This is a genomic window from Actinokineospora guangxiensis, from assembly GCF_042657845.1.
GTDB lineage: Bacteria > Actinomycetota > Actinomycetes > Mycobacteriales > Pseudonocardiaceae > Actinokineospora > Actinokineospora guangxiensis.
Window position 1 is genome coordinate 75329 of the sequence record NZ_JBHSKF010000009.1, and the last position, 21649, is coordinate 96977.

Here is a 21649-nt window from a genome sequence, read left to right on the forward strand (position 1 = left end):
GCGCGGGAGACACCTGTGAAGTGCCCCTGGCGGAGACGGACAAAACCCGGTTTCCCTGCGGGCTTGGCGGGAAACCGGTCAGCATGAAGGCACTCACCTGGCACGGTCGCCGCGACGTCCGCGTGGACACCGTCGCCGACCCCGGCATCACCGACCCGACCGACGTCGTCGTGCGGATCACCTCCACCGGGCTGTGCGGGTCCGACCTGCACCTCTACGAGGTGCTCGGCCCGTTCCTCGACGAGGGCGACATCCTCGGGCACGAGCCGATGGGGATCGTGGAGGAGGTCGGACCCGGCGTCACCGAACTGCGCGCGGGCGACCGGGTCGTGGTCCCCTTCACCGTCTCCTGCGGCACCTGCGCCATGTGCGGCACGGGCCTGCACTCGCAGTGCGAGACCACGCAGGTGCGCGAGCAGGGCACCGGCGCCTCGCTCTTCGGCTACACCAAGCTCTACGGCCAGGTCCCGGGCGGGCAGGCCGAGTACCTGCGCGTGCCGTTCGGCAACACGCTGCCGATCAAGGTCCCGGAGGGCCCGGCGGACGACCGTTTCGTCTACCTCTCCGACGTGCTGCCCACCGCGTGGCAAGCCGTCGCCTACGCCGACGTGCCGCCCGGCGGCAGCCTGGTCGTGCTCGGCCTCGGCCCGATCGGCGACATGGCGTGCCGGATCGCCCGGCACCGGGGCGTGGAGACCATCATCGGTGTCGACCTCGTGCCCGAGCGGCTGGCCCGCGCGGCCGAACGCGGCGTGGACACCCTCGACCTGCGTGCGCTCGGCTCCGGCCTGGCCGAGGAGATCCGCGCGCGCACCGGCGGGCGCGGCCCTGACTCGGTCATCGACGCCGTCGGCATGGAGGCCCACGGGTCCCGGGTCGCCGAGGGCGCGCAGAAGCTGACCGGACTGCTGCCGGACGCGCTCGCCGCGAAGGTCATGACGACCGCGGGCGTCGACCGGCTGCACGCGCTGCGGCTGGCCATCGACATCGTCCGCCGGGGCGGGACGATCTCCGTCTCCGGCGTCTACGGCGGCATGGCCGACCCGCTGCCGATGCTGACCATGTTCGACAAGCAGATCCAGCTGCGCATGGGGCAGGCCAACGTGCACCGCTGGGTGCCCGACATCCTCCCGCTGCTCACCGACGGCGACCCGCTCGGCGTCGACGGCTTCGCCACCCACCGGGTGCCGCTGGCCGAGGCCCCCGACGCCTACGAGATGTTCCAGAAGAAGCAGGACGGGGCCGTCAAGGTCCTCTTCCAGCCGTGAGGCCCGGCTGATCAGTCGGTGTCGGTGTCGACCAGGCTGTCGTCCAGCGCCAGCTCCGGGTTGAGCCGCCTGGCCATGCCCAGCGAGATCTCGTCGAGGAACAGCGCCAGCAGCGTGCCGTCGGCGCGGGTCAGGACCTCGCTGCGGGTGCCGGTGTTGAGGATCGGCGCCTGCGCGGGGTCCAGCAGCCGCCGGACGGTGCTGTAAGGCAGGTGGTCCATGCGGATGGGGGAGTTGAACTCCGCGTCCATCCGGTGCGCGGCGACCTCGAACTGCATCGGGCCCACCGCGGCGAACACCGGCGCGGCGTCGCCGCGGCGGTCGGAGGTCAGCACCTGCACCACGCCCTCGGCGCCCAGCTGCTCGACACCGCGGCGGAACTGCTTGGCCTTGCCGAGGTCGGTCGGGCGGGCGACGGCGAAGGCCGTCGGGGTGAAGGTGGGCAGCCGCGGGTAGCGCACGGCGGGCTTGCCCGCGTACAGCGTGTCGCCCACGCGCAGCGCGGTGGCGTTGACCAGGCCGATCACGTCGCCCGGGTAAGCGGTGTCGACGGTGGTGCGCTCGCGGCCGAACATCTGCTGGGTGTACTTGGTGGCGAACGGGCGGTTCGTCGTCGCGTTGGTGACGACCATGCCGCGCTCGAAGACCCCCGAGCACACCCTGGCGAAGGCCACCTGGTCGCGGTGGGCGCGGTCCATGCCGGTCTGCACCTTGAACACGAACCCGGAGAACGGGGCGTCCACCGGCCGCTCGGCGCCCGCGGCGTCCGGGCGCGGCGCGGGCGGCGGGGCCAGCGAGACCAGCAGGTCCAGCAGGTGGCGCACGCCGAAGTTCAGCACCGCGGCGCCGAAGAGCACCGGGGTCGCGGTGGCCTTGAGGTAGCGCTCGTGGTCGAACTCGCCGCCGGAGAGGGCAAGCAGCTCGGCCTCCTCGACCGCGCGCGTCCACTCCGGGCCGACCCGCTCCAGCGCCGCGTCGGCGTCCAGGTGCTCCTCGGCGGCGGCGGTCGCGCCGCCCGCGGTGCGCTCGTAGCCGACGAACCGGCCGGTGGGCAGGTCGACCACGCCCTTGAAGTGCCCGGCGTCGCCGACCGGCCAGGTCAGCGGCATCGGCTGCAGGCCGATGCGCTCGACCAGCTCGTCGCACAGGGCGAGCGCGTCGCGGCCGGGGCGGTCCCACTTGTTGATGAAGGTGATGACCGGGATGTCGCGGTGGCGGCACACCTCGAACAGCTTCAGCGTCTGCGGTTCCAGGCCCTTGGCGGCGTCGAGCAGCATCACCGCGCTGTCGACCGCCGTCAGCACCCGGTAGGTGTCCTCGGAGAAGTCGGCGTGGCCGGGGGTGTCGAGCAGGTTCACCACGCAGTCGCCGTAGCCGAACTGCAGCGCCGCCGACGTGATCGAGATGCCGCGGGCCTGCTCCATCTCCATCCAGTCCGACACCACGCCGCGGCGGCCCGCCTTGCCGTGCACGGCGCCGGCCTCGGAGATCACCCGCGCGTGCAGCGCCAGCGCCTCGGTGAGGGTGGACTTGCCCGCGTCGGGGTGGCTGATCACCGCGAACGTGCGCCGCCGCCCCGCCGTGGCCAGCACATCACTCGGCGTGTCGACGGACACCATTCCTCCTAGTCAGGGCGCGGAAACCCGGCTGAGTCTAGTCCTCGGCGCGATGTGGTCCCGGTCGCATCCCGCGCGCGGGTTGGCGGGGCCGCGTGTCAAACCGGGTGTTCGGTCGTCTTCTCAGGGCAGAGGCGACAGGAGGTGCCCATGTTCCTGTTGGAACCCATCGGTCTTGGCCGGGCCGAGAACGACGTCTACCTCGCGCTGCTCGACGCGCCGCGGGCCAGCGCCCCGCAGCTGGCCGAGCGGCTCGGCGACAGCGAACCGGCGGTGCTGGCCGCCGTCGACCGGCTGCTCGCGGCGGGCCTGGTGCAGTACGTCGGCAGGCACGAGTACGCCGCGGTGTCGCCGGAGGTGTCGGTGAGCGCTCTCGTGCAGCGCAGGCAGAGCGAGCTGGCCGAGCTGCAAGTGCAGATCGATGACCTGGCCAGGCTGCGCCAGCGCACCGGCTCCGACGGCGTCGACGCCGTCGAGCTGCTGGAAGGCGACGACGCGGTGATCTCGGCCATCGCCCGCCTGCAGTTCGAGGCCCGGCGCGAGGTCCTGGTCGTCGACGCCCCGCCCTACCTGGGCGGGCACTGCACCCCCAACGTCCCCGAGCTGGCGCAGCTGGCCGCGGGCATCCGCTACCGCGTCGTGTACGCGCCGGAGTCGCTGGAGGCCGAGGAGAACGTCGAGCTGATGCGCCGCTGCGTCGAGGCGGGCGAGGAGGCCAGGGTGCTGGCCGACGGCGCGCTGAAGATGGTCGTCTTCGACCGCGAGGCGGCGATCCTGCCGTCGTCCTACCAGCGGCCGGACCCGGGCAGGCGGTGGCTGGTGCGCCGCTCGGCGCTGCTGGACACGATCATCGCCTGCTTCGAGGCCCAGTGGTCCCGCGCCGTGCCGTTCTCCGCCCCCGCCCCCGAGGTCTCCGACCGCGACCGCAGGCTGCTGGCGCTGCTCTCCTCGGGCATGAAGGACCGCTCGATCGCCAGGACGATGGGGATCACCGAGCGGACCGTCGGGCGGCGGGTGACCGAGCTGATGCGCCAACTCGGCGCCGAGACCCGCTTTCAAGCGGGGGTGCAGGCCGCGCACAGGGGCTGGCTGTAGATCAGGCGCTGGTGGGAGGTCGGAGTATCCGGCCCCACCGTTGCGGACAGACGTGAAGAGGGCCGGGCGGTGATCCGCCCGGCCCTCTCGCCCTTCACCTGCGGGGCCTTCCGCGCTCGACTAGAACACGTACCAGGTGAAGGTCGTCGTGCCCGCCGTGCCGCCCGCGTTCGTCGCGGTGACGGTGACGGCGTAGGTGCCCGTGCGGCTTGGGATGCCGCTGATCAGGCCGGTGCGGGCGTTGATCGCCATACCGGTGGGCAGGCCGGTCGCCGAGTAGGTCAGCGCCGTGCCGTCCGAGGAGCGCGCGGTGATCTGCAGGGAGGCCGCCCAGCCGCGGAAGTCCAGCTGCAGGCCAGGGTTGGTCACGGTGACCGTGCCGCCGCCGGTGCCCGAGGTGACCGTCCAGGTGAACTGGGCGGTGCCGGTCTTGTTCAGGCTGTCCCTGGCGGTGACGACGACCGTGGAGGTGCCCGCGGTGGTCGGGGTGCCGGAGATCAGGCCGGTGCTCGCGTTGATCGACAGGCCGGCGGGCAGGCCGGTCGCCGAGTAGGACAGGGTCGCGCCCTGGCCGCTGGCGGTCGCCCTGATCTGCAGGGAGGCCGCGGTGCCGACCCGGCCGGACTGGTTGCCCGGGTTGGTGACGGTGACCTCGCCCGCGGGGGGCTCCTGGCCGCCGTCGACGGCGTTGACGGTCTTGACGGTGTCGACCAGGCCGGTGCCGCAGCCGCCGGAGCAGGTGCCCGGCAGCGGGCGGGTGTTGTTCTTCAGCAGCGTCTCGACCTCGGCCGGGGTCAGCGACGGCTTCTTGGCGACCATCAGCGCGGCCACGCCTGCCACGTGCGGGGCCGCCATGCTGGTGCCCATGTACGGCTCGTAGTTCTCCGAGGTCGGGCCGTTGTCACCGGCGTTGAGGGTCGACCAGATTCCGTTCTCCGGGGTGGTGATGGAGCCCGGCGGGTCGCTCTCGCGGCGCACCTCGCCGCCCGGGGCGGCCACGTCGATCTTGGCGCCGTAGTTGGAGTAGAAGGCGCGGTTGCCCTGGCGGTTGCTGGAGGCGACGGCCACGACGTTGTTGCAGTTCGCCGGCGTGAAGTTGGCGACGTCCATGTTCGAGTTGCCCGCGGCGATGACCACGGTGCTGCCGCGCTGGACCGCGCCGTTGATGGCGTTCTGGTAGGTCGAGAGGCAGGAGGACTGCCCGCCCAGGCTCAGGTTCAGCACCTTCGCCGGGTTCTGGTTGGCCGGGACGCCCGGCACCGAGCCGCCGGAGGCCCAGGTGATCGCGTCGGCGATGTCGGAGGTCGAGCCGCCGCACTTGCCGAGCACGCGGATCGGCTGGATCTTCGCGTCGTAGGCGATGCCGACGACGCCCTTGCCGTTGTTGGTCTGCGCGGCGATCGTCCCCGCCACGTGCGTGCCGTGCCAGGAGGACTTCGCGCCGCCGCGGCCCTGGCAGTCGGAGGTGGTGCTGGCGTCGCCGGGGTCGGCCGGGTTCGAGTCGCGCCCGTTGCCGTCCTTGGCGTTGTCGACGTCGGAGATGAAGTCGTAGCCCGGCACGATCTGCGCGGCCAGGTCCGAGTGCGCCACGTAGCCGGTGTCGATCACCGCGACGGTCACGCCCGCGCCGGTCGACTTCGCCCACGCGCCCGGCACGTTCATGCCCGCGGTGGCCTCGAACAGGTCCCACTGCTTGGCGTACTCGGGGTCGTTCGGCTCGGCCATGCGGTGCACGAGCAGGTCGGGCTCGGCGTAGGCCACCGAGGAGTCGGCCCGGTAGGCGGCCAGCGCCGCGTTCACGTCCTCGCCGGGGGCGAGGGCGACCACCGCCGCGCCGGTGCCCAGGGTGCGGGCCAGCTTGCCGCCGGTCTTGGCCTCGGCGTCCTGGGCCGCGGCGACGTAGGACACGGCCTCCACGGCGCCGGACTTGTAGCCGACGATGATCTTGGCGGCGTGCTGCTGCACCTGGGGTGCGGTGGGCGCGGCGGTCGCGGCTTGCGTGACCACCACCCCGGTGGTGACCGAGGCCCCGACGGCGATCGCCGCGAGCACCTTCTTCCGCTTGGATTCCACTTGCGGTCCTTCCTGACTGCAGGGGGTCAGGGACGCTCACACGTCCACCCGGGGGCTGTGGTGCGGCTCACGGGGTGGCGGGACGGTAGCCGGCGCGATCGCGGGGCGGACAGGGCGGAAAACGACAATGTCGGGTATCGGACAGGGGTTATCGCAAGGTGGGATGGGGTGCCGCGAATCCGCCTGACCCGAGGCGATCGGCCCAGCGTGGGGGCGGTGTGGCGCTGCTCGGAGGGAGTGCGCTCAGGGGATCACCCGACCGCGTAGTACCCTTGGGCGGTTGGGTCCGTCGTAGAGAGAAGATATCGGGAAATGCCACCGAAGCAGAAGAAGACGTTCGAGGCCACCCTCGAGCTCGAAGCGGGCAACGCCGCCATGGTCGACCTGGGCAAGATGCTCGGCCCGACCGGTGCCAACACGCGTGCGATCAAGCTGGAGTACGACGAGGCCACCGCCGCCCAGCGCGGTGACATCGTCCCGGTCGTGGTGACCGTCTTCGAGGACCGCAGCCACAAGCTGCGCCTGAAGACCCCGCCGACCTCGTTCCTGATCCGCAAGGCCATCGGCGCCAAGGGCGGCTCGGCCACCCCCGGGCACAAGTCCGGCGGCACGCTGACCGGCGCGCAGGCCCGCGAGATCGCCGAGCGCAAGATGCCCGACCTCAACGCCACCACCCTCGACGCCGCCGTCAAGGTCGTCGCGGGCACCGCCCGTTCGATGGGCGTCACCGTCACCGACTGACCGGTACTGCGACGGACTAGCGCGAGGCGCTCCCAGCGGGGGGCGCCTCGCGGCATGTCCGGGACACGACATCCCCGACGGCCAGCGCGCCCGGCGCGACCACCGAGAACTTGGTCCCGAACGCCACCCCGCCGTCCGGGTGGCGGCGGTAGGCGGCCAGCGCCCGCAGCGGCTCCGGCCCCGCCCTGACCCCCGTGTCCTGGTCGACCAGCGTGACCGCGCACCGGATCGCGTGCTTGCAGAACGCCAGACCCACCGAGCCGATCCGGACGGCGCGCAGGTCGTCCTCGGCGTAGGGGGCGCCGAGGTCGTCGACGACGATGTTCGGGCGGAAGCGGGAGAGCGGCAGCGGCTCGTCCACGCGGGCGGCGAGGTCGGCCAGGGACGAGCGGGTGAGCAGGTGCACGGCGGCGCTGTCCGCCCAGCCTGAGGTCCCCGGCGTCGCGCCGTCGACAACGCGGGCGTGGTCGGGCGGGACCCGGACCAGCCTGCTCGGGGCACCCAGCACCTCGCTCAGCCACCCGGCCGCCGCGTCGCCTTGGTCGACGGCGGTGAAGGGGGCCGAGAACAGGGTGACGGGACGGCGCGGGCCGTCCGGGTGGATGGGGATGGCCTGCTCCTCCACGCCTGTGGCGCGCAGCAACAGCACGTCGCCGACGACCTCGGGCCGGATGAGCGCCAGCCGGGGCGAGCGCCGCTGGCTGCGGAACACCCCGTCGAGCCCGGTGACCATGAACTCCCGGTCGTGGCGCAGCCCTGCGGGCGTCACGTCGGCGCGGGTGAGCGATACCCCGGCACAGCCCTTCACCGGATAGCTGAAGATCTCCACGACGGTCCCCATGCCGCGACGCTAGCGCCTGGCCGTGGACGCGCGGGCCGGGGCTCCTGGTCGAGTGTCGGTCGCCGCGCGCGGATGGCGGCTGGTCGCGGTTTTCTCAGCCGCGCGCCCTGTGACCGTCAAGCGTTCGCCACCGGTCTCGGGATCTGACGCCGAACATCGTCGCGGCGTCGCGGAGGGCCAGTTCGATCGCGCCGAGCGCGGCTCGGTGTGCTCGCACCGATGGACGAGGCGCCCGGATCGGTCGCGCGACGTCCCAGGCTATGGGGAGGTGGGGGAAGTCTCTGAGCGGCGACAGCCCGCGCAGGGCTGTCCGCGATTCATCGAACCTTTGCCGTCGACGCGCCGGTCATCGTGGGTGACAAGCGCTCGGTGCGGGCCTGCGTCGCGGCCCTGACGAAACGCTACAGGCGGGCGCGCCCACCCGGCCGCGGCGCTAGCGTGGCGGGATGACCGACGTGGCGGCGCTCCGGGCGAAGATGTACGGCGAGGACGACCTCAGCTCGATCCCGGTCTTCGCCGGCGGGTTCATCAACTACGGCTACTGGCGCGATATCCCGCTGGACGGGCCGATCTCCGAGGAACAGCGGGTGGAGAGCCAGCTGGCCCTCTACCGGCTCGTGTACGCCGATCTCGTCGGGGCGAAGGTGGTGGAGGTCGGGCCGGGGACCGGGGTCGGGCCGGGGTGGGCGTTCGCCGAGTGCCTGCCTGCCGAGCTGCACGGGGTGGATCTGCACCAGGAGCAGGTTCAGCGGTGTGTCGAGCGGAATCGGGAGGCCGTCGCGGCTTCCGGGGGGCGGCTGAGTTTTCGGCAGGGGGCGGCCGACGCGCTGCCGTTCGGGGACGGGGTGGCGGATGCGGTGGTGTCGGTGGAGGCGGCGCAGCACTTCGACGATCTCGGGGGGTTCGCGCGGGAGGCGTTCCGGGTGCTGGCGCCGGGGGGACGGCTCGTGGTGGCCACGTTCTTCGTCCCGCACGAGTCGGTGGTGGGGACGCTGCCGAGGATGTTGGAGCCCTTCGCCGACGGGGTCGACCGGGAGCACCCGGTGCCGCTGTTCGCCGCGGACCTGGCGGCGGCCGGGTTCGGCGGGGTGGGGGTGGAATCGATCGGCGCGGACGTGTGGCCGGGGCTGGACGCGTGGGTCGCGCAGCTCGGCGCGGCGGAGGGCACCTGGCCGCGGCGCTACCTCACCGCGTTCCGCGACGGGCTGCTCGACTACTACGTGGTCACGGCGCGAAAGTCCCCACATCCGACTGATCGCGGTTGACACGCCGTGATCATTCTTCGGCCGCGAATCAGGGACGTCGCGGCATCATGGTCGCGTGGAGACCTTCAAGCGGACGCCCTTGCAGCTGTTCAGCCTTCCCCAGCACTTCGTGATTCCGCTGTTCCAGCGCCCTTACGTCTGGAAAGAGGACGAGCAGTGGGAGCCGCTGTGGAAGGACATCCGCCGGGTTGTCGAACTGCGCATCGCTGAGCCTTCACGCACTCAGCAGCACTTCCTCGGCGCCGTGGTGCTCCAAGCGCACGAATCGAACACTCATCGACTGACGACGTGGAACGTGATCGATGGTCAGCAGAGGTTGACGACGCTGCAACTGCTGATGGACGCGACCGGCGCGATTCTCGGCCAGAGGGGGAACGCGCGACTGGCGAGCCAGCTCGAGTCGCTGACCCACAACTCCGCGAACTACCTGCCCGAGGGCGAAAGCTGCCTCAAGGTGCGCCATCTCAACCTGGATCACGACGCGTTCGACGAGGTCATGACAGCGGACCCGCCTGTGGATCATGCGAGCCTGAAGCACGCGGACTCCAAGATCGTCCAAGCGCACCGGTACTTCACCACCGCTGTCGCCCAGTGGCTTGGCGACCCGGACTCAGCGGAATACGGCCTCAAGGCCGAGCAACTGGCGAACGCCTTGCAGGCGGATCTGCAACTCGTCACCATCGAACTCCTGGCCGCGGAGAACTCCCAGGAGATCTTCGAGACGCTCAACGCGCGAGGAACGCCGCTGACAGCGGCGGACCTTGTGCGGAACTTCGTGTTCCAGCGCTTGGCGGCCGAAGGCGGCGACACCAAGGCCGCCTACCGGCAGGACTGGCCCTTCGAGGCGAAGTTCTGGGCGAAGGACATCAGCGTCGGTCGGTTCTTCGTCAGTCGCAGCTCGCTCTTCTTGAATCAATGGCTGATGTCGCGCCTTGGAGAGGAGATCAGCCCGCATTCAACTTTCACCCGGTTCAAGTCCTACGTCGAGCACCACGGGGAGCAGAAGGTCGCTGATCTGCTGCCGGTGCTGAAACAGCAGGCCGACCAATACGAGGCGTGGACAGAGGCGGCGGCCAGGACCGGCGGCAACCTCAGCGTCGTCGAGATGGCCGTGTACCGGATGCAGGCGAGCGGCGTGGAACTGCTCAAACCGCTGTTGATCTGGCTGCACGAACCCGGTCGGGACCTGCCGCAGTGGACCATCGACCGGATCGTTTCGGCTGCCGAGAGCTGGATCGTGCGTCGCCAGCTCCTGCGGCTCAGTGGTTCGGATCTGGGCCGGATCGTCGCCGACATCATCAAGACGTACTCGGACACTCCGGCGGGCGACCTCGCCGACCGCGTCGTCGCCCATCTCGCGCGGCTGAACGTCACCAGCACCTACTGGCCCGGCGACGACGAGATCCGCGACTCGCTCGCGGACGAAGCTGTGTACCGGCGGTTCTCCCGCGCTCGCCTGCGGACCGTCCTGGAGGCCATCGAGAACGCCTTCCGCGCGGAGACGGGGCAACCTCAGGTTGAGCGGGCGGGGTTCCCGATCGAGCACATCCTTCCGCAGAAGTGGCAGCCCAACTGGCCGGTGGAGACGCAGGAACAGGAGTGGGAACGGCAGCTCAGAGTCCACCGGCTCGGCAATCTGACCCTGCTGACTGGCAAGCTCAACGCCAAGGTCTCCAACGGCACGTGGGCCGACAAGCGGAAAGCGCTGCTGGAGCACAACACGATCAAGCTGACCGGTCGCGTCGTAGAGCAGGCGCACTCCACGGAGTGGGACGAGCCGCTTATCGATCAGCGCACGGCTGACTTGATCACTGCTCTGTTGACGGTCTGGCCCGTGCCCGACGGGCACCAAGGCCAGGTCATCGACCCACAGGCGAAAGCCCAGGACTGGGTCGAGATCAAGCACCTGATCGCCGCCGGCTTGCTCGCCGTCGGTGACAAGCTCCGGGCCACGCACCGCGATTTCGCGGGCGTGGAGGCGACCATCCTGCCGGGCGGTCGTCTTGAGGTGGGCGGCGTGGTCTACGACAGCCCCTCCGGGGCGGGGCGGGGGCTGCGTAAGAGGGCCACCAACGGCTGGTACTTCTGGGGACTCCCGGATGGCAGGCGACTGCGGCACGTCCGCGCCGAGTTCGCGGGCTCGGCGCCGACGGAGTCGGATGGCTGAGTGCCTGTTCGTCAGCCCTGTGCCAGTTCGGGCAGGCGGTCGGCGACATCGGCAGGGCCGGGCATGGCGGCGATCTCGGCGGCGACGGACCGGGCCTTCGCGCGGGCGGTGCCGTCGGACAGCAGGGCGGTCGCCGCCTCGGTGATGGACTCCGCGGTCGGCGCGCGGAGGGTGTGGCCGATGCCCGCGGCGGTGATGGCGTCGGCGTTGATGAACTGGTCGGCGCCCTGGGGGAGGAAAAGCTGGGGCAGGCCCGCGGACAGCGACGCCAGGGAGGTTCCCGCGCCGCCGTGGTGGACGACCAGGTCGGTGTGGGGGAGCAGGTCGGCCTGGGGGACCCAGGGCAGCACGGTCACCGAGGGCGGGACGTCGCGCAGGTCGGCGGTGTCGACCATCGGGCCCGCGGCGACCAGGAGGCGGGCGGGCAGTTCCGCCAGGCCGTGGACGGCGGTGGTCAGGGCGTCGGCGCTGCTGAAAGCGGTGCCCAGCGTCAGGTACACCAGCGGTTCGCGGTGTTCGGCGACCCAGGCGGGCAGCTCGCCGGGCTCGGCGAAGGGCGTCGGGCGCAGCGGCATGCGGGTGGGCAGGGGCCGCTCCTGCAGCGACAGCGGGTAGATGTCGAGGTACGGGTCGGCCAGGCGCATCGGGTCGGCCGAGGTGTCGGCGCCCAGGGTCTGGTGGGCGGCGGCCAGTTCGGCGTCGTAGTCGGGGAAGATCTCCAGGATCCGGCCGCGGCCGATGCCGTGGGCGAGGGTCGGGACGCCGCGCGCGGCGGCGGCGATGGCCGCGCCCGGGTTGGCGACCTCGTGGACGACCAGGTCGGGGCGATCGCGGTCGATCAGCTCGCCGATGTCCGCGCCGAAAGCCGTCGGGAGGGTGTAGCCGAAGGAGCGGGCGCTCGCGCGCCGCAGCGCCGGGTCGTCGGGGTTCGTGTGGTCGACCGGCTCGCCGAGGTGGGCCGTCGACCGCCGGAACGCCTCCGACATGCCGATGCCCACCGCGGCGGCGGTGAAGCCGAGCCTGGCCAGCAGCGGCGCGAAGTCCGCACCGGTGGCGAAGGTGACCCGGTGCCCGCGCGCGGCCGCGGCGCGTGCCAGGGGCAGCAGCGGGAAGACGTGGCCGTGCGCGGCGAGCGCGGAGAAGAGCACATGCACACGGCCAGCCTAGGGCTGGTGCGCGCGCAGCTGGTACACGCCTTCCGTTGTGGCGACGACGATCCCGGCCTCGTCGGTCAGCGTCGCGCCGAGGGTGAACTCGGCCTTGCCGTGCTCCTGGGCCGCGGCGGCGATCTCGGCGACGCGCTCGGCGGGCAGTTCGGCGGAGGCCAGCACGTCGGTGCGGGCGGGCTTGCGGAAGTCGATGCGCACGCTCTTGACCACCGGGTAGAAGCGCGCCATGTCGAACGACGGCAGGCAGATCGCCCCGCCCAGCACCTCGGCGACGGTGAACAGCACCCCGGCGTACATCGTCCGCAGGTGGTTGCCGTTGCCCGCCAGCGGAACCCGGCACACCGCGCGGCCGGGCTCCAGGACGACGGCCTGCACGCCCATCCGGTGCGCCTGCGGCACCAGGTGCTCGATGGCGCCGTTGAACAGCTCGGTGTGCGTCATCGCCGCAGTGCGGGGGGCAGCTCGGCGTCGTCGCCCACCGGCCAGGCGAGGGGGTCGGGACCGAGCGCCACGAGTTGCTCGACCTGCAGCGCGCACCACGGCGAGATCGGCCGCTCGCCCGCCAGCACCGCCGCCGCGAAGGGCTGCCACGCCACCCATTCGGCCGTGTCGACCTCGTCGGGGTTGGGCGCGAGCACGCCGTCGGTGACGACCCGGTACACCGGGCACATCTCGTTCTCCACCACGCCGTCGAGCACCGCGCGGTAGCGGAAGCGCGGCAGCAGCAGGTCGATCTCGGTGCTGCCGACCAGTCCCAGCTCGTCGGCCAGCCTGCGGGCGACCGCGGTCACCGGCGGCTCGCCGGGGGCGGGGTGCCCGCAGCAGGAGTTGGTCCACACCGCGGGCCAGGTCTTCTTGCTCGCCGCCCGCTGGGTGAGCAGGAACTCCCCGTCGCGGTTGAACACGTAGCTGGAGAACGCCAGGTGCAGGGGAGTGTCCCCGTGGTGCACCGTCGCTTTGTCCTCGGTCCCGATGGCCGCGCCGGACTCGTCCAGCAGCACGACTTCCTCGCTGATCACGGCCCCAACCCTGCCCCAGCCGCGCAGGCGCGGCAAGGACGCTTGTCGATGATCACCGGAAGGGGGGCGGTGACCGCGTGCCGCGGCCACCGCCGGTGAGCCCCGCGGTGGACCGGTGCAGGGAACCCCTGAGCGCCCTCGCCCTCGGTCGGGCGCCCGGGTGTGGTCCAGCGCGATGATCGCCAGTATTTGTTAACGGCCGTGAACCGGGCAAGGCGCAGTTTTGAACAGATCGTTCCCACTTGCCCGTCCGTGCTGGTCGAGCGGCTTATTGGCATCTCCGTGGCCCATTGTGAGCCCAATTCAGTGTTGCCGTAGGGCTGTGATCACTGACACGATGCTGGGACGCGGTCTTCCATTGGGCGCCTGCTGATCCTTTGGGGAGGGGTACACGCATGCCTGAGCTGTCGGTCGACCGGCTGCGCGAGCTGGTGGACGCCGGGCGGGTCGACACCGTGCTCGTGGCGCTCACCGACATGCAGGGCAGGCTGCAGGGCAAGCGCTGCGGGGCGCGGTACTTCCTGGAGGAGGTGCTCAGCCACGGCACCGAGGCCTGCGACTACCTGATGGCCGTCGACGTCGAGATGAACCCGGTGGACGGGTACGCGTCCTCGTCCTGGGACCGCGGCTATGGCGACTTCCTGCTCCAGCCCGACCTGGACACGCTGCGCCCGGTGCCCTGGCACGAGGGCACCGCGATGGTGCAGGCCGACGTCCTCACCCTCGACGGCGCCCCGGTCGCGCCCTCGCCGCGCCAGGTGCTGCGCCGCCAGCTGGACCGCCTCGCCGAGCACGGGATGACCGCGCACGTGGGCACCGAGCTGGAGTTCATCCTCTTCGACGACACCTACGAGGACGCCCAGCGCATGGGCTACCGCCACCTCACCCCGTCGAACCTGTACAACGTCGACTACTCCCTGCTCGGCACCGGCCGCGTCGAGCCGGTGCTGCGCGACATCCGCAACCACATGACGGGCGCGGGGCTCTACGTCGAGTCGGTCAAGGGCGAGTGCAACCCCGGCCAGCACGAGATCGCCTTCCGCTACGCCGAGGCGCTCACCACCTGCGACAACCACGCCGTCTACAAGACCGGCGCGAAGGAGATCGCCGCCAAGCACGGGCGCAGCCTGACGTTCATGGCCAAGGTCAACGAGCGCGAGGGCAACTCCTGCCACATCCACATGAGCCTGCGCGCCGACGGCGAGGTGATCGGCGACGACGTGTTCCGCGCCTTCCTCGCCGGGCAGCTCGCCTGCCTGCGCGAGTTCACCGCCTTCTACGCGCCGAACATCAACTCCTACAAGCGCTTCGCCGCCGGGTCGTTCGCCCCGACGGCGGTCGCCTGGGGCACCGACAACCGCACCTGCGCGCTGCGCGTGGTCGGCCACGGCGCGGCGCGGCGGGTGGAGAACCGCGTCCCCGGCGGCGACGTGAACCCCTACCTCGCGGTCGCGGCCATGGTCGCGGCCGGGCTGCACGGCATCGAGAACGGCCTGGAGCCGGAAGCGGAGTTCACCGGCAACGCCTACACCTCCGACAAGCCCCGCGTGCCCACCACGCTGCGCGAGGCCGCCGACGTGCTGCGGGAGAGCGCGACCGCGCGGGCCGCCTTCGGCGACGACGTCGTGGACCACTACCTCAACGCCGCGCGGGTCGAGCTGGCCGCCTTCGAGGCCGCGGTGACCGACTGGGAGCTGGCCCGTGGCTTCGAGAGGCTCTGAGCGCCGGGCCGGGCGCCCGCCGGTCATCGGGATCACCACCTACCTGGAGCACTCGACGTTCGGGATCTGGGAGACCGAGGCCGTCGTGCTGCACCGCGAGTACGTCGAGTCGGTGCGCTCGGCGGGCGGCAACGCCGTGCTGCTGCCGCCGATCGGCGACTGGCGCGCCGAGACCGTCGACTGGCTCGACGGGCTGGTGCTCTCCGGCGGCGCCGACATCGACCCGGCCCGCTACGGCCAGGCCCCGCACCCGACGACGGGCACCCCGCAGCCGCTGCGCGACGCCGCCGAGTTCGCCCTCGCCGAGGCCGCGCTCGCGGTCGGCATGCCGCTGCTGGCGGTCTGCCGGGGCATGCAGGTGCTCAACGTCGTGCTGGGCGGGACCCTGCACCAGCACACCCCCGAGCGCACCGGCACCAACGACCACCAGCCCGAGGTGGCGATGTTCGGCAAGACCGAGGTGACGCTCGCGCCCGGCAGCGGGCTGGAGTCGATCCTGGGCAAGCGGGTGCAGGTCGCCTGCCACCACCACCAGTCGCTGGACCGCCTCGGCACGGGCATCGCCGTCACCGCGACGGCGGGCGACGGGGTGGTCGAGGGGGTGGAGGTGCCCGCGGCCCGCTTCGCCGTGGGCGTGCAGTCCCACCCCGAGCAGAACGCCGACGACATCCGCCTGTTCACCGCGCTGGTCGACGCGGCCCGCCGCTGGAGGGCGGAGCGCTGAGCGACGTCCGTGAGGTCCGCGACCCCGCGACCGAGCAGGTGATCGCCACCGTCGCCCTGGCCTCGGCCGAGGACGCCGACGCCACGATCGCCCGCGCGCACGCCGCGTTCCCGGCCTGGCGCGCGGTCGCGCCCGCCGACCGGGCCCGGCTGCTGCGCCGCTTCGCCGACGCCGTGGACGCCGACCTGGAGAACCTCGCCGGGATCGAGGTGCGCAACGCCGGGCACACCGTCGGCAACGCCCGCTGGGAGGCGGGCAACGTCCGCGACGTGCTGCACTACTACGCCGCCGCGCCGGAGCGGCTGTCCGGGCGGCAGATCCCGGCGCCGGGCGGTTGGGCGGTCACCTTCCACGAGCCGCTGGGCGTGGTCGGGGTGATCGCGCCGTGGAACTTCCCGATGCCGATCGCGGCGTGGGGCTTCGCGCCCGCGCTGGCGGCGGGCAACACCGTGGTGCTCAAGCCCGCCGAGGCGACGCCGCTGAGCGCGCTGCGCCTGGCCGAGCTGGCCCGCTCGGCGGGCATCCCGGAGGACGTCTTCCAGGTGCTGCCCGGCTCCGGCCCGGTCGTGGGGCAGCGGTTCGTGACCCACCCGCTGGTGCGCAAGGTCGTGTTCACCGGGTCGACCGAGGTCGGCAAGCAGGTCATGGCGGGCTGCGCCGACCAGGTCAAGCGGGTGACCCTGGAGCTGGGCGGCAACAGCGCCAACGTCGTCTTCGCCGACGCCGACCTGGAGAAGGCCGCCGCCGCCGCGCCGATGGCGGTGTTCGACAACGCGGGCCAGGACTGCTGCGCGCGCTCGCGCATCCTGGTCGAGCGCTCGGTCCACGACCGCTTCCTGGAGCTGCTGGAGCCCGCGGTCAAGGCCGTCGTGGTCGGCCCGCCCGCCGACCCCGCGACCCAGATGGGGCCGCTGATCACCGCCGAGCACCGCGAGCGGGTGCGCTCCTACCTGGACGAGGACGTGGTCGCCTTCCAGGGCGCCGCGCCCGGCGGGCCGGGCTACTGGTTCCCCCCGACGGTCCTCGCGGGCCTGCCCGAGGACCACCGAGCCGTCACCGACGAGGTCTTCGGCCCGGTCGTGGCGGTGCTGCCCTTCGACGACGAGGCCGCCGCCATCGCCCTGGCCAACGACACCGAGTACGGCCTGTCCGGCTCGATCTGGACCCGCGACGTCGGCCGCGCGCTGCGCGTGGCGCGCGGGGTGGAGGCGGGCAACCTGTCGGTCAACTCGCACTCCTCGGTGCGCTACTGGACGCCGTTCGGCGGGTTCAAGCAGTCCGGGCTCGGCCGCGAGCTGGGGCCGGACGCGCTCGCCGGGTTCACCGACGAGAAGACCGTCTTCATCAGTTCGGAGGGCTGAATGGGCAGGCTGGACGGCCGCGTCGCGGTGATCACCGGCGGGGCGAGCGGCATCGGGCTGGCGTCGGTGCGCAGGCTCGCGGCGGAGGGTGCGCGCGTCGTCGTCGGTGACGTCGACGTCGAGGGCGGGCAGGCGGCGGCGGGCGAGGTCGACGGCCTGTTCGTGCGCACCGACGTCACCGACGAGGAGCAGGTGAAGGCGCTGTTCCAGACCGCGGTGGACAGCTACGGCGGGCTGGACGTCGCGTTCAACAACGCGGGCATCTCCCCGCCGGAGGACGACTCGATCCTGGAGACCGGCGCGGACGCCTGGCACCGGGTGCAGCAGGTCAACCTGACCTCGGTGTACCTGTGCTGCAAGCACGCCATCGGCCACATGCGGGAGCGCGGGCGCGGCTCGGTGATCAACACCGCGTCGTTCGTCGCGGTGATGGGCGCGGCGACCTCGCAGATCTCCTACACCGCGTCCAAGGGCGGCGTGCTGGCGATGAGCCGCGAGCTGGGCGTGCAGTTCGCCCGCGAGGGCATCCGGGTCAACGCGCTGTGCCCGGGGCCGGTGAACACCCCGCTGCTTCAGGAGCTGTTCGCCAAGGACCCCGAGCGCGCCGCGCGCAGGCTCGTGCACATCCCGCTCGGCCGCTTCGCCGAGCCGGAGGAGATCGCGGGCGCGGTCGCCTTCCTGGCCTCCGACGACTCGTCCTTCATCACCGCGTCGTCCTTCCTGGTCGACGGCGGGATCTCCGGCGCCTATGTCACCCCACTCTGACCCGCTCGCCGACGCGCTGCTGCGCCCGGTCAAGGCGGGCAACGCCTTCGAGGAGACGCTGGCCCGGCTGCTGCAGGCCATCCGGCTGGGCCTGGCCGCGCCGGGCGAGCGGCTGCCCGCCGAGCGCGAACTGGCGGCCCGGCTCGGGGTGAGCCGGGTCACGCTGCGCGAGGCGCTGCACGCGCTGCAGGAGGCCGGGTACGTGGAGAGCAGGCGCGGCCGCTACGGCGGCACGTTCGTCCGCTCGATCCGCCCGACGCACCCGACCCCGCCGCCGCCCGCGTTCGCCGCCGATGTCGAGGACGTGATCACGCTGCGGCAGGTGCTGGAGACCGGCGCCGCCGAGTCCGCCGCGGCCCGCGCGCTGGACCCCACCACCCGCCGCCACCTGCGCACCCGCCTGGAGGAGTGCACCGGAGCCGTCGTCGCCGACTACCGCAGGCGCGACGCCCGCCTGCACCTGGCCGTCGCCGCCGCGGCAGCCTCGCCCTCGCTGACCGCCGCCGTCGCCGACCTGCGCGCCCGCCTCGACGCCCTGCTGGAGGCCATCCCACCCCTCGGCGCGAACATCGAACACTCCGACCAGCAACACCGCGCCGTGGTCGACGCGATCCTCGACGGCGACCCCGCCGCCGCCCGCACGGCCATGGCCGAACACCTCGCCGGGACCGCAGCCCTGCTGCGCGGCTTCCTCACCTGAGGCGGGACTAACAGCCGCCGAACGGCGCAGTGCCTTATCTTGACGGGGTCGGACAGACCCGGAGGGGGTGGGGCACGGTGGAGCAACCACCCCTGCGCCGCGCCCCGCAGCCACCCCCGGGCACCCACCGCGCCCCGCCGCGCGAAGACCGGCCGAGGCAGGCCCAACCACACCGCCCGCCCGCCCACCGCCCGGCCCCACCCCGCCGCACCCCGCCAAACGGCACCCCAGCCAGCGGCATCCCGGCGAACGGCACGCCGCCTCAGGACGGCTCGGCTCGCAATGGCGCTCCGGCGAGTGGGGCGCCGCAGAGTGGATCGGCTCGCAATGGCACCCCGCCCAGCGGGACGGTCCAGGTCGGCGTGTCTCGGGACGGCATGCCGCCGAGTGGCGCACCCCAGGGCGGCACGCCCCGCAACGGCGGCCCGTCGGGTGGTTCCCCGATGGCAGGCGGCCCGGTCTCGGGGGCGCAGCCGGGGCGTTTCGGCGGTCAGCTCGATCTCGGTGCGGTGGGCTCGGTCGACGAGCCCACCCAGGTGATCCGCGCGCTCGACCCCGCCGACGCCCCCACCCGCGTTCTGCGCCCGGTCGCGCCGCCGCCACCCCCGCGCAGGCGGCAGGCCGATCCGCCCACCGACTTCATCGAGACCGACCCCCCGGACGACGACGGCTACGACGGCTACGACGATCACGACGGCTACGACGATCACGACGGCTACGACGATCACGACGGCGACGCCAAGCCCGAGAAGCCCAAGGCGGGCGCGGTGTCCATCGCCATCCGCTCCTTCGGTGAGCTGATGGTCACCGCCGGTCTGGTCATCCTGCTGTTCGTCGTCTACGAGGTCTGGATCACCGACCTGATGTCGGCGCGCAAGCAGGCCACGGTCACCGCCGACATGGACCGCCAGTGGGAGAGCGCGCCCGCGCCGGATCCCGAGCGGCAGCAGAAGTTCGAGTTCGCCGACGGCGAGGGCATGGCCAAGCTCTACATCCCCGTCTTCGGGCCGGACTACCACTTCACGATCGTCGAGGGCACGTCCGAGAAGAACCTGGAGACCGGGCCCGGCCACTACAAGGACTCGGCGCTGCCCGGGGAGCCGGGCAACTTCGCAGTGGCCGGGCACCGGGTCGGCAAGGGTGCGCCGTTCAACGATCTCGACCTGCTCGAAGTGTGCGACGCGATCGTCGTGGAGACGCAGAGCGACTGGTTCGTCTACCGGATGCTGCCCACCGCGGGCCAGCCCGCCGACGCGGGCGATCCCCGGTGCGCGGGCGTCGAGGCGCAGGAGGGTGACTACGCCGCCGCCGTCGGCCGCCGGATCGTCACCCCCGGCCAGAGCGAGGTCGTGCTGCCGGTGCCGGGCAACGAGAACCCCGGCGTGGCCGAGGACAAGCTCACGCCGATGCTGACGCTGACCACCTGCCACCCCAAGTTCTCCAACGCCCAGCGCATGATCATCCACGCGGTGCTGGTGCGCACGCAGCCCAAGGCCGACGAGGCGCTGCCCCCCGAGCTCTCGGAGAGCTGACCGGGGGAGGATGTCGCCATGAAGACCGCACTGGTGACAGGTGGGACCGGGGGACTGGGCAGCGCGGTGACGGCCGCGTTCCTCGCCGACGGGTGGCGGGTCGTCGTGCCCTGGATCGCCGAGCACGAGCTGGACCGGCTGCCCGAGCACGAGCGCCTGGTCGCCCACCGCGCCGACCTCTTCGCCGAGGACGAGGTCGCCGCGTGCCTGGCGCCGGCCACCGGCGACCCGGGCGCCCCGCTGGGGGCGGTGGTCAACCTCGTCGGCGGGTTCGCCATGGGCGGGCGGCTGCACGAGACGCCGGTGGCGGAGTTCGAGCGGCTGCTGCGGCTCAACCTGCGCCCGACGTACCTGGTCTGCCACGCCGCGCTGCCGCACCTGGTGGCCGCGGGCGGAGGGTCGATCGTGTGCGTGTCGGCGGGCGCGGTGAAGCGGCCGTTCTCCGGGGCGTCGGGCTACATCACGGCGAAGACCGCGGTGCTGGGCCTGGTCGCGGCGCTGGCCGAGGAGTACGGCGGCGACGGGGTGCGCGCCAACGCCGTGCTGCCGGGCGTGATCGACACCCCGGGCAACCGGGCGGCCATGCCGGACTCCGACCGCGCGGGCTGGGTGAGCCCGGAGCGCATCGCCGCGACCGTGCTGCACCTCAGCGGCGACGTCGCGGTCTCCGGCGCGCAGGTGCCCGTCGCCGGTCCTTAGTGGACGCTGGGTGATCAAAGATCACCTGATGTGATCATAAAGGTTACGCAGGTTCACCCTATAAGATCAAAAACGAGTTGATCTCTTGCCCGAACTGGTGGTCCGGGCATAAACCGAACTCCGCTTGTAACCCGTTCGGTGGAGGACTCATGGTCGATGGTGTGAACGCCAACTGGCAGAACTACTGGCACGAGCTGCCCAAGGAGCGTGGGCTGCCGGTCTGGGACAGCACGGGCGCGGTGACCGCGGCCGCGCAGCTGCCGATCTTCCAGCCGCACTTCGCCGCCGCGCTGCCGGTGCTCGACATCGGCTGCGGCAACGGCACCCAGACCGCCGCGCTGGCCGAGCACTTCGACCGGGTGGTCGGCCTGGACTTCGCCGAGTCCGCGATCGAGCACGCCCGCGCGCTGCAGACCGACACCGCCGCGACCTTCCGGCACTTCGACCTCACCGACGCGGGCGCGGCCGCCGCGCTGCACGACGAGTTCGGCGACGCCAACGTCTACCTGCGCGGCGTGTTCCACCAGATGCCCGACGAGGACCGCCCGAAGGCCGCCGCCGCGCTGGCGGTCCTGCTGGGCCGCTCCGGCCACGCCTTCGACGTGGAGCTGGCGCCGTCGGCGGGTCCGGCGATGAAGGCCGTGCTCGGCCAGAGCCCGGACGCGGTGCCGAGGCTCCAGCTCGTCTTCAGCCACGGCCTGACCCCGGCCGCCTGGGAGGAGGGCAAGCTGGAGTCCGTGCTGGCCGGCGCGGGCATCGAGGTGGTCGACAGCGGTGAGGTCCCCCTGCTCGCGACCGACACGCTGCCCGACGGCTCGCCCCTGCGCCTGCCGATGGTCTACGTGGTGGCGCGCAACCGCGCCGGGTGAGGAAATCCTGAGAAGGTGCTGATG

General features: G+C 72.3%; 19 protein-coding genes. 13 read left to right on the forward strand and 6 right to left on the reverse strand.

Annotation, left to right across the window (positions count from 1 at the left end; genetic code table 11):
• Positions 1-83: 83 nt before the first annotated feature.
• Complete coding sequence (locus ACFPM7_RS17855; RefSeq protein ID WP_378248768.1) at positions 84-1268, forward strand: zinc-dependent alcohol dehydrogenase; 1185 nt, start codon at positions 84-86, stop codon at positions 1266-1268.
• A gap of 11 nt (positions 1269-1279) precedes the next feature.
• Here ACFPM7_RS17855 and ACFPM7_RS17860 read toward each other — a convergent pair whose 3' ends face one another.
• The gene (locus ACFPM7_RS17860; RefSeq protein ID WP_378248769.1) at positions 1280-2884 is read right to left on the reverse strand and encodes a peptide chain release factor 3; all 1605 of its coding nucleotides are present in this window, start codon (positions 2882-2884) and stop codon (positions 1280-1282) included.
• Between the two features lie 150 nt (positions 2885-3034).
• On the opposite strand from ACFPM7_RS17860, the gene ACFPM7_RS17865 reads away from it, so the two are divergent.
• On the forward strand, positions 3035-3979 hold the full coding sequence (locus ACFPM7_RS17865) for a winged helix-turn-helix transcriptional regulator (protein ID WP_378248770.1): 945 nt from the start codon (positions 3035-3037) through the stop codon (positions 3977-3979).
• A 120-nt stretch (positions 3980-4099) separates the two neighbouring features.
• Here ACFPM7_RS17865 and ACFPM7_RS17870 read toward each other — a convergent pair whose 3' ends face one another.
• The gene (locus ACFPM7_RS17870; protein WP_378248771.1) at positions 4100-6052 is read right to left on the reverse strand and encodes a S8 family serine peptidase; all 1953 of its coding nucleotides are present in this window, start codon (positions 6050-6052) and stop codon (positions 4100-4102) included.
• Positions 6053-6364: 312 nt separating this feature from the next.
• Between ACFPM7_RS17870 and ACFPM7_RS17875 the strand changes: the two genes are divergently transcribed.
• Positions 6365-6793: an uL11 family ribosomal protein gene (locus ACFPM7_RS17875; RefSeq protein WP_378248772.1), complete on the forward strand. Its 429-nt coding sequence runs from the start codon at positions 6365-6367 to the stop codon at positions 6791-6793.
• 16 nt (positions 6794-6809) lie between these two features.
• Here the strand turns inward: ACFPM7_RS17875 and ACFPM7_RS17880 are convergent, their stop codons facing one another.
• Positions 6810-7634, reverse strand: a complete 825-nt coding sequence (locus ACFPM7_RS17880; RefSeq protein ID WP_378248773.1) for an MOSC domain-containing protein — start codon at positions 7632-7634, stop codon at positions 6810-6812.
• A gap of 446 nt (positions 7635-8080) precedes the next feature.
• Between ACFPM7_RS17880 and ACFPM7_RS17885 the strand changes: the two genes are divergently transcribed.
• Together ACFPM7_RS17885 and ACFPM7_RS17890 are read left to right on the forward strand one after the other, a co-directional pair.
• Positions 8081-8899 (forward strand): class I SAM-dependent methyltransferase, encoded by an 819-nt coding sequence (locus tag ACFPM7_RS17885; RefSeq protein ID WP_378248774.1) that lies wholly within the window; start codon positions 8081-8083, stop codon positions 8897-8899.
• Positions 8900-8954: 55 nt separating this feature from the next.
• The gene (locus ACFPM7_RS17890) at positions 8955-11066 is read left to right on the forward strand and encodes a GmrSD restriction endonuclease domain-containing protein (RefSeq protein ID WP_378248775.1); all 2112 of its coding nucleotides are present in this window, start codon (positions 8955-8957) and stop codon (positions 11064-11066) included.
• A gap of 11 nt (positions 11067-11077) precedes the next feature.
• Here ACFPM7_RS17890 and ACFPM7_RS17895 read toward each other — a convergent pair whose 3' ends face one another.
• Genes ACFPM7_RS17895 through idi form a run of 3 tightly spaced genes read right to left on the reverse strand, consistent with a single transcriptional unit; the run spans position 11078 to position 13254 of the window.
• Complete coding sequence (locus tag ACFPM7_RS17895) at positions 11078-12220, reverse strand: glycosyltransferase (RefSeq protein WP_378248776.1); 1143 nt, start codon at positions 12218-12220, stop codon at positions 11078-11080.
• Positions 12221-12229: 9 nt separating this feature from the next.
• Positions 12230-12676 (reverse strand): YiiD C-terminal domain-containing protein, encoded by a 447-nt coding sequence (locus tag ACFPM7_RS17900; RefSeq protein WP_378248777.1) that lies wholly within the window; start codon positions 12674-12676, stop codon positions 12230-12232.
• Entirely contained in the window at positions 12673-13254 is a 582-nt protein-coding gene (idi, locus tag ACFPM7_RS17905; RefSeq protein ID WP_378248778.1) for an isopentenyl-diphosphate Delta-isomerase, read from the reverse strand. The genes ACFPM7_RS17900 and idi overlap by 4 nt, the downstream gene beginning before the upstream one ends.
• 395 nt (positions 13255-13649) lie before the next feature.
• Here idi and ACFPM7_RS17910 point away from each other — a divergent pair, with 395 nt between their 5' ends.
• From ACFPM7_RS17910 to ACFPM7_RS17945, 8 genes are all read left to right on the forward strand, one after another.
• On the forward strand, positions 13650-14975 hold the full coding sequence (locus ACFPM7_RS17910; protein ID WP_378248779.1) for a glutamine synthetase family protein: 1326 nt from the start codon (positions 13650-13652) through the stop codon (positions 14973-14975).
• Positions 14956-15699 carry a gamma-glutamyl-gamma-aminobutyrate hydrolase family protein gene (locus ACFPM7_RS17915; RefSeq protein ID WP_378248780.1) on the forward strand — a complete coding sequence of 248 codons (744 nt, stop codon included), beginning with the start codon at positions 14956-14958 and terminating at the stop codon, positions 15697-15699. Before ACFPM7_RS17910 ends, ACFPM7_RS17915 begins: the two co-directional genes overlap by 20 nt.
• Complete coding sequence (locus ACFPM7_RS17920; protein WP_378248960.1) at positions 15696-17060, forward strand: aldehyde dehydrogenase family protein; 1365 nt, start codon at positions 15696-15698, stop codon at positions 17058-17060. The genes ACFPM7_RS17915 and ACFPM7_RS17920 overlap by 4 nt, the downstream gene beginning before the upstream one ends.
• The gene (locus tag ACFPM7_RS17925) at positions 17061-17825 is read left to right on the forward strand and encodes a 3-oxoacyl-ACP reductase (RefSeq protein WP_378248781.1); all 765 of its coding nucleotides are present in this window, start codon (positions 17061-17063) and stop codon (positions 17823-17825) included.
• Positions 17809-18525, forward strand: coding sequence for a FadR/GntR family transcriptional regulator (locus ACFPM7_RS17930; protein WP_378248782.1), 717 nt, complete (start codon positions 17809-17811; stop codon positions 18523-18525). The genes ACFPM7_RS17925 and ACFPM7_RS17930 overlap by 17 nt, the downstream gene beginning before the upstream one ends.
• A 443-nt stretch (positions 18526-18968) precedes the next feature.
• Positions 18969-20057, forward strand: coding sequence for a class E sortase (locus ACFPM7_RS17935; RefSeq protein ID WP_378248783.1), 1089 nt, complete (start codon positions 18969-18971; stop codon positions 20055-20057).
• 18 nt (positions 20058-20075) lie between these two features.
• Positions 20076-20756: an SDR family NAD(P)-dependent oxidoreductase gene (locus tag ACFPM7_RS17940; protein WP_378248784.1), complete on the forward strand. Its 681-nt coding sequence runs from the start codon at positions 20076-20078 to the stop codon at positions 20754-20756.
• A 149-nt stretch (positions 20757-20905) separates the two neighbouring features.
• Positions 20906-21625, forward strand: coding sequence for a class I SAM-dependent methyltransferase (locus ACFPM7_RS17945; RefSeq protein ID WP_378248785.1), 720 nt, complete (start codon positions 20906-20908; stop codon positions 21623-21625).
• Positions 21626-21649 lie beyond the last annotated feature (24 nt).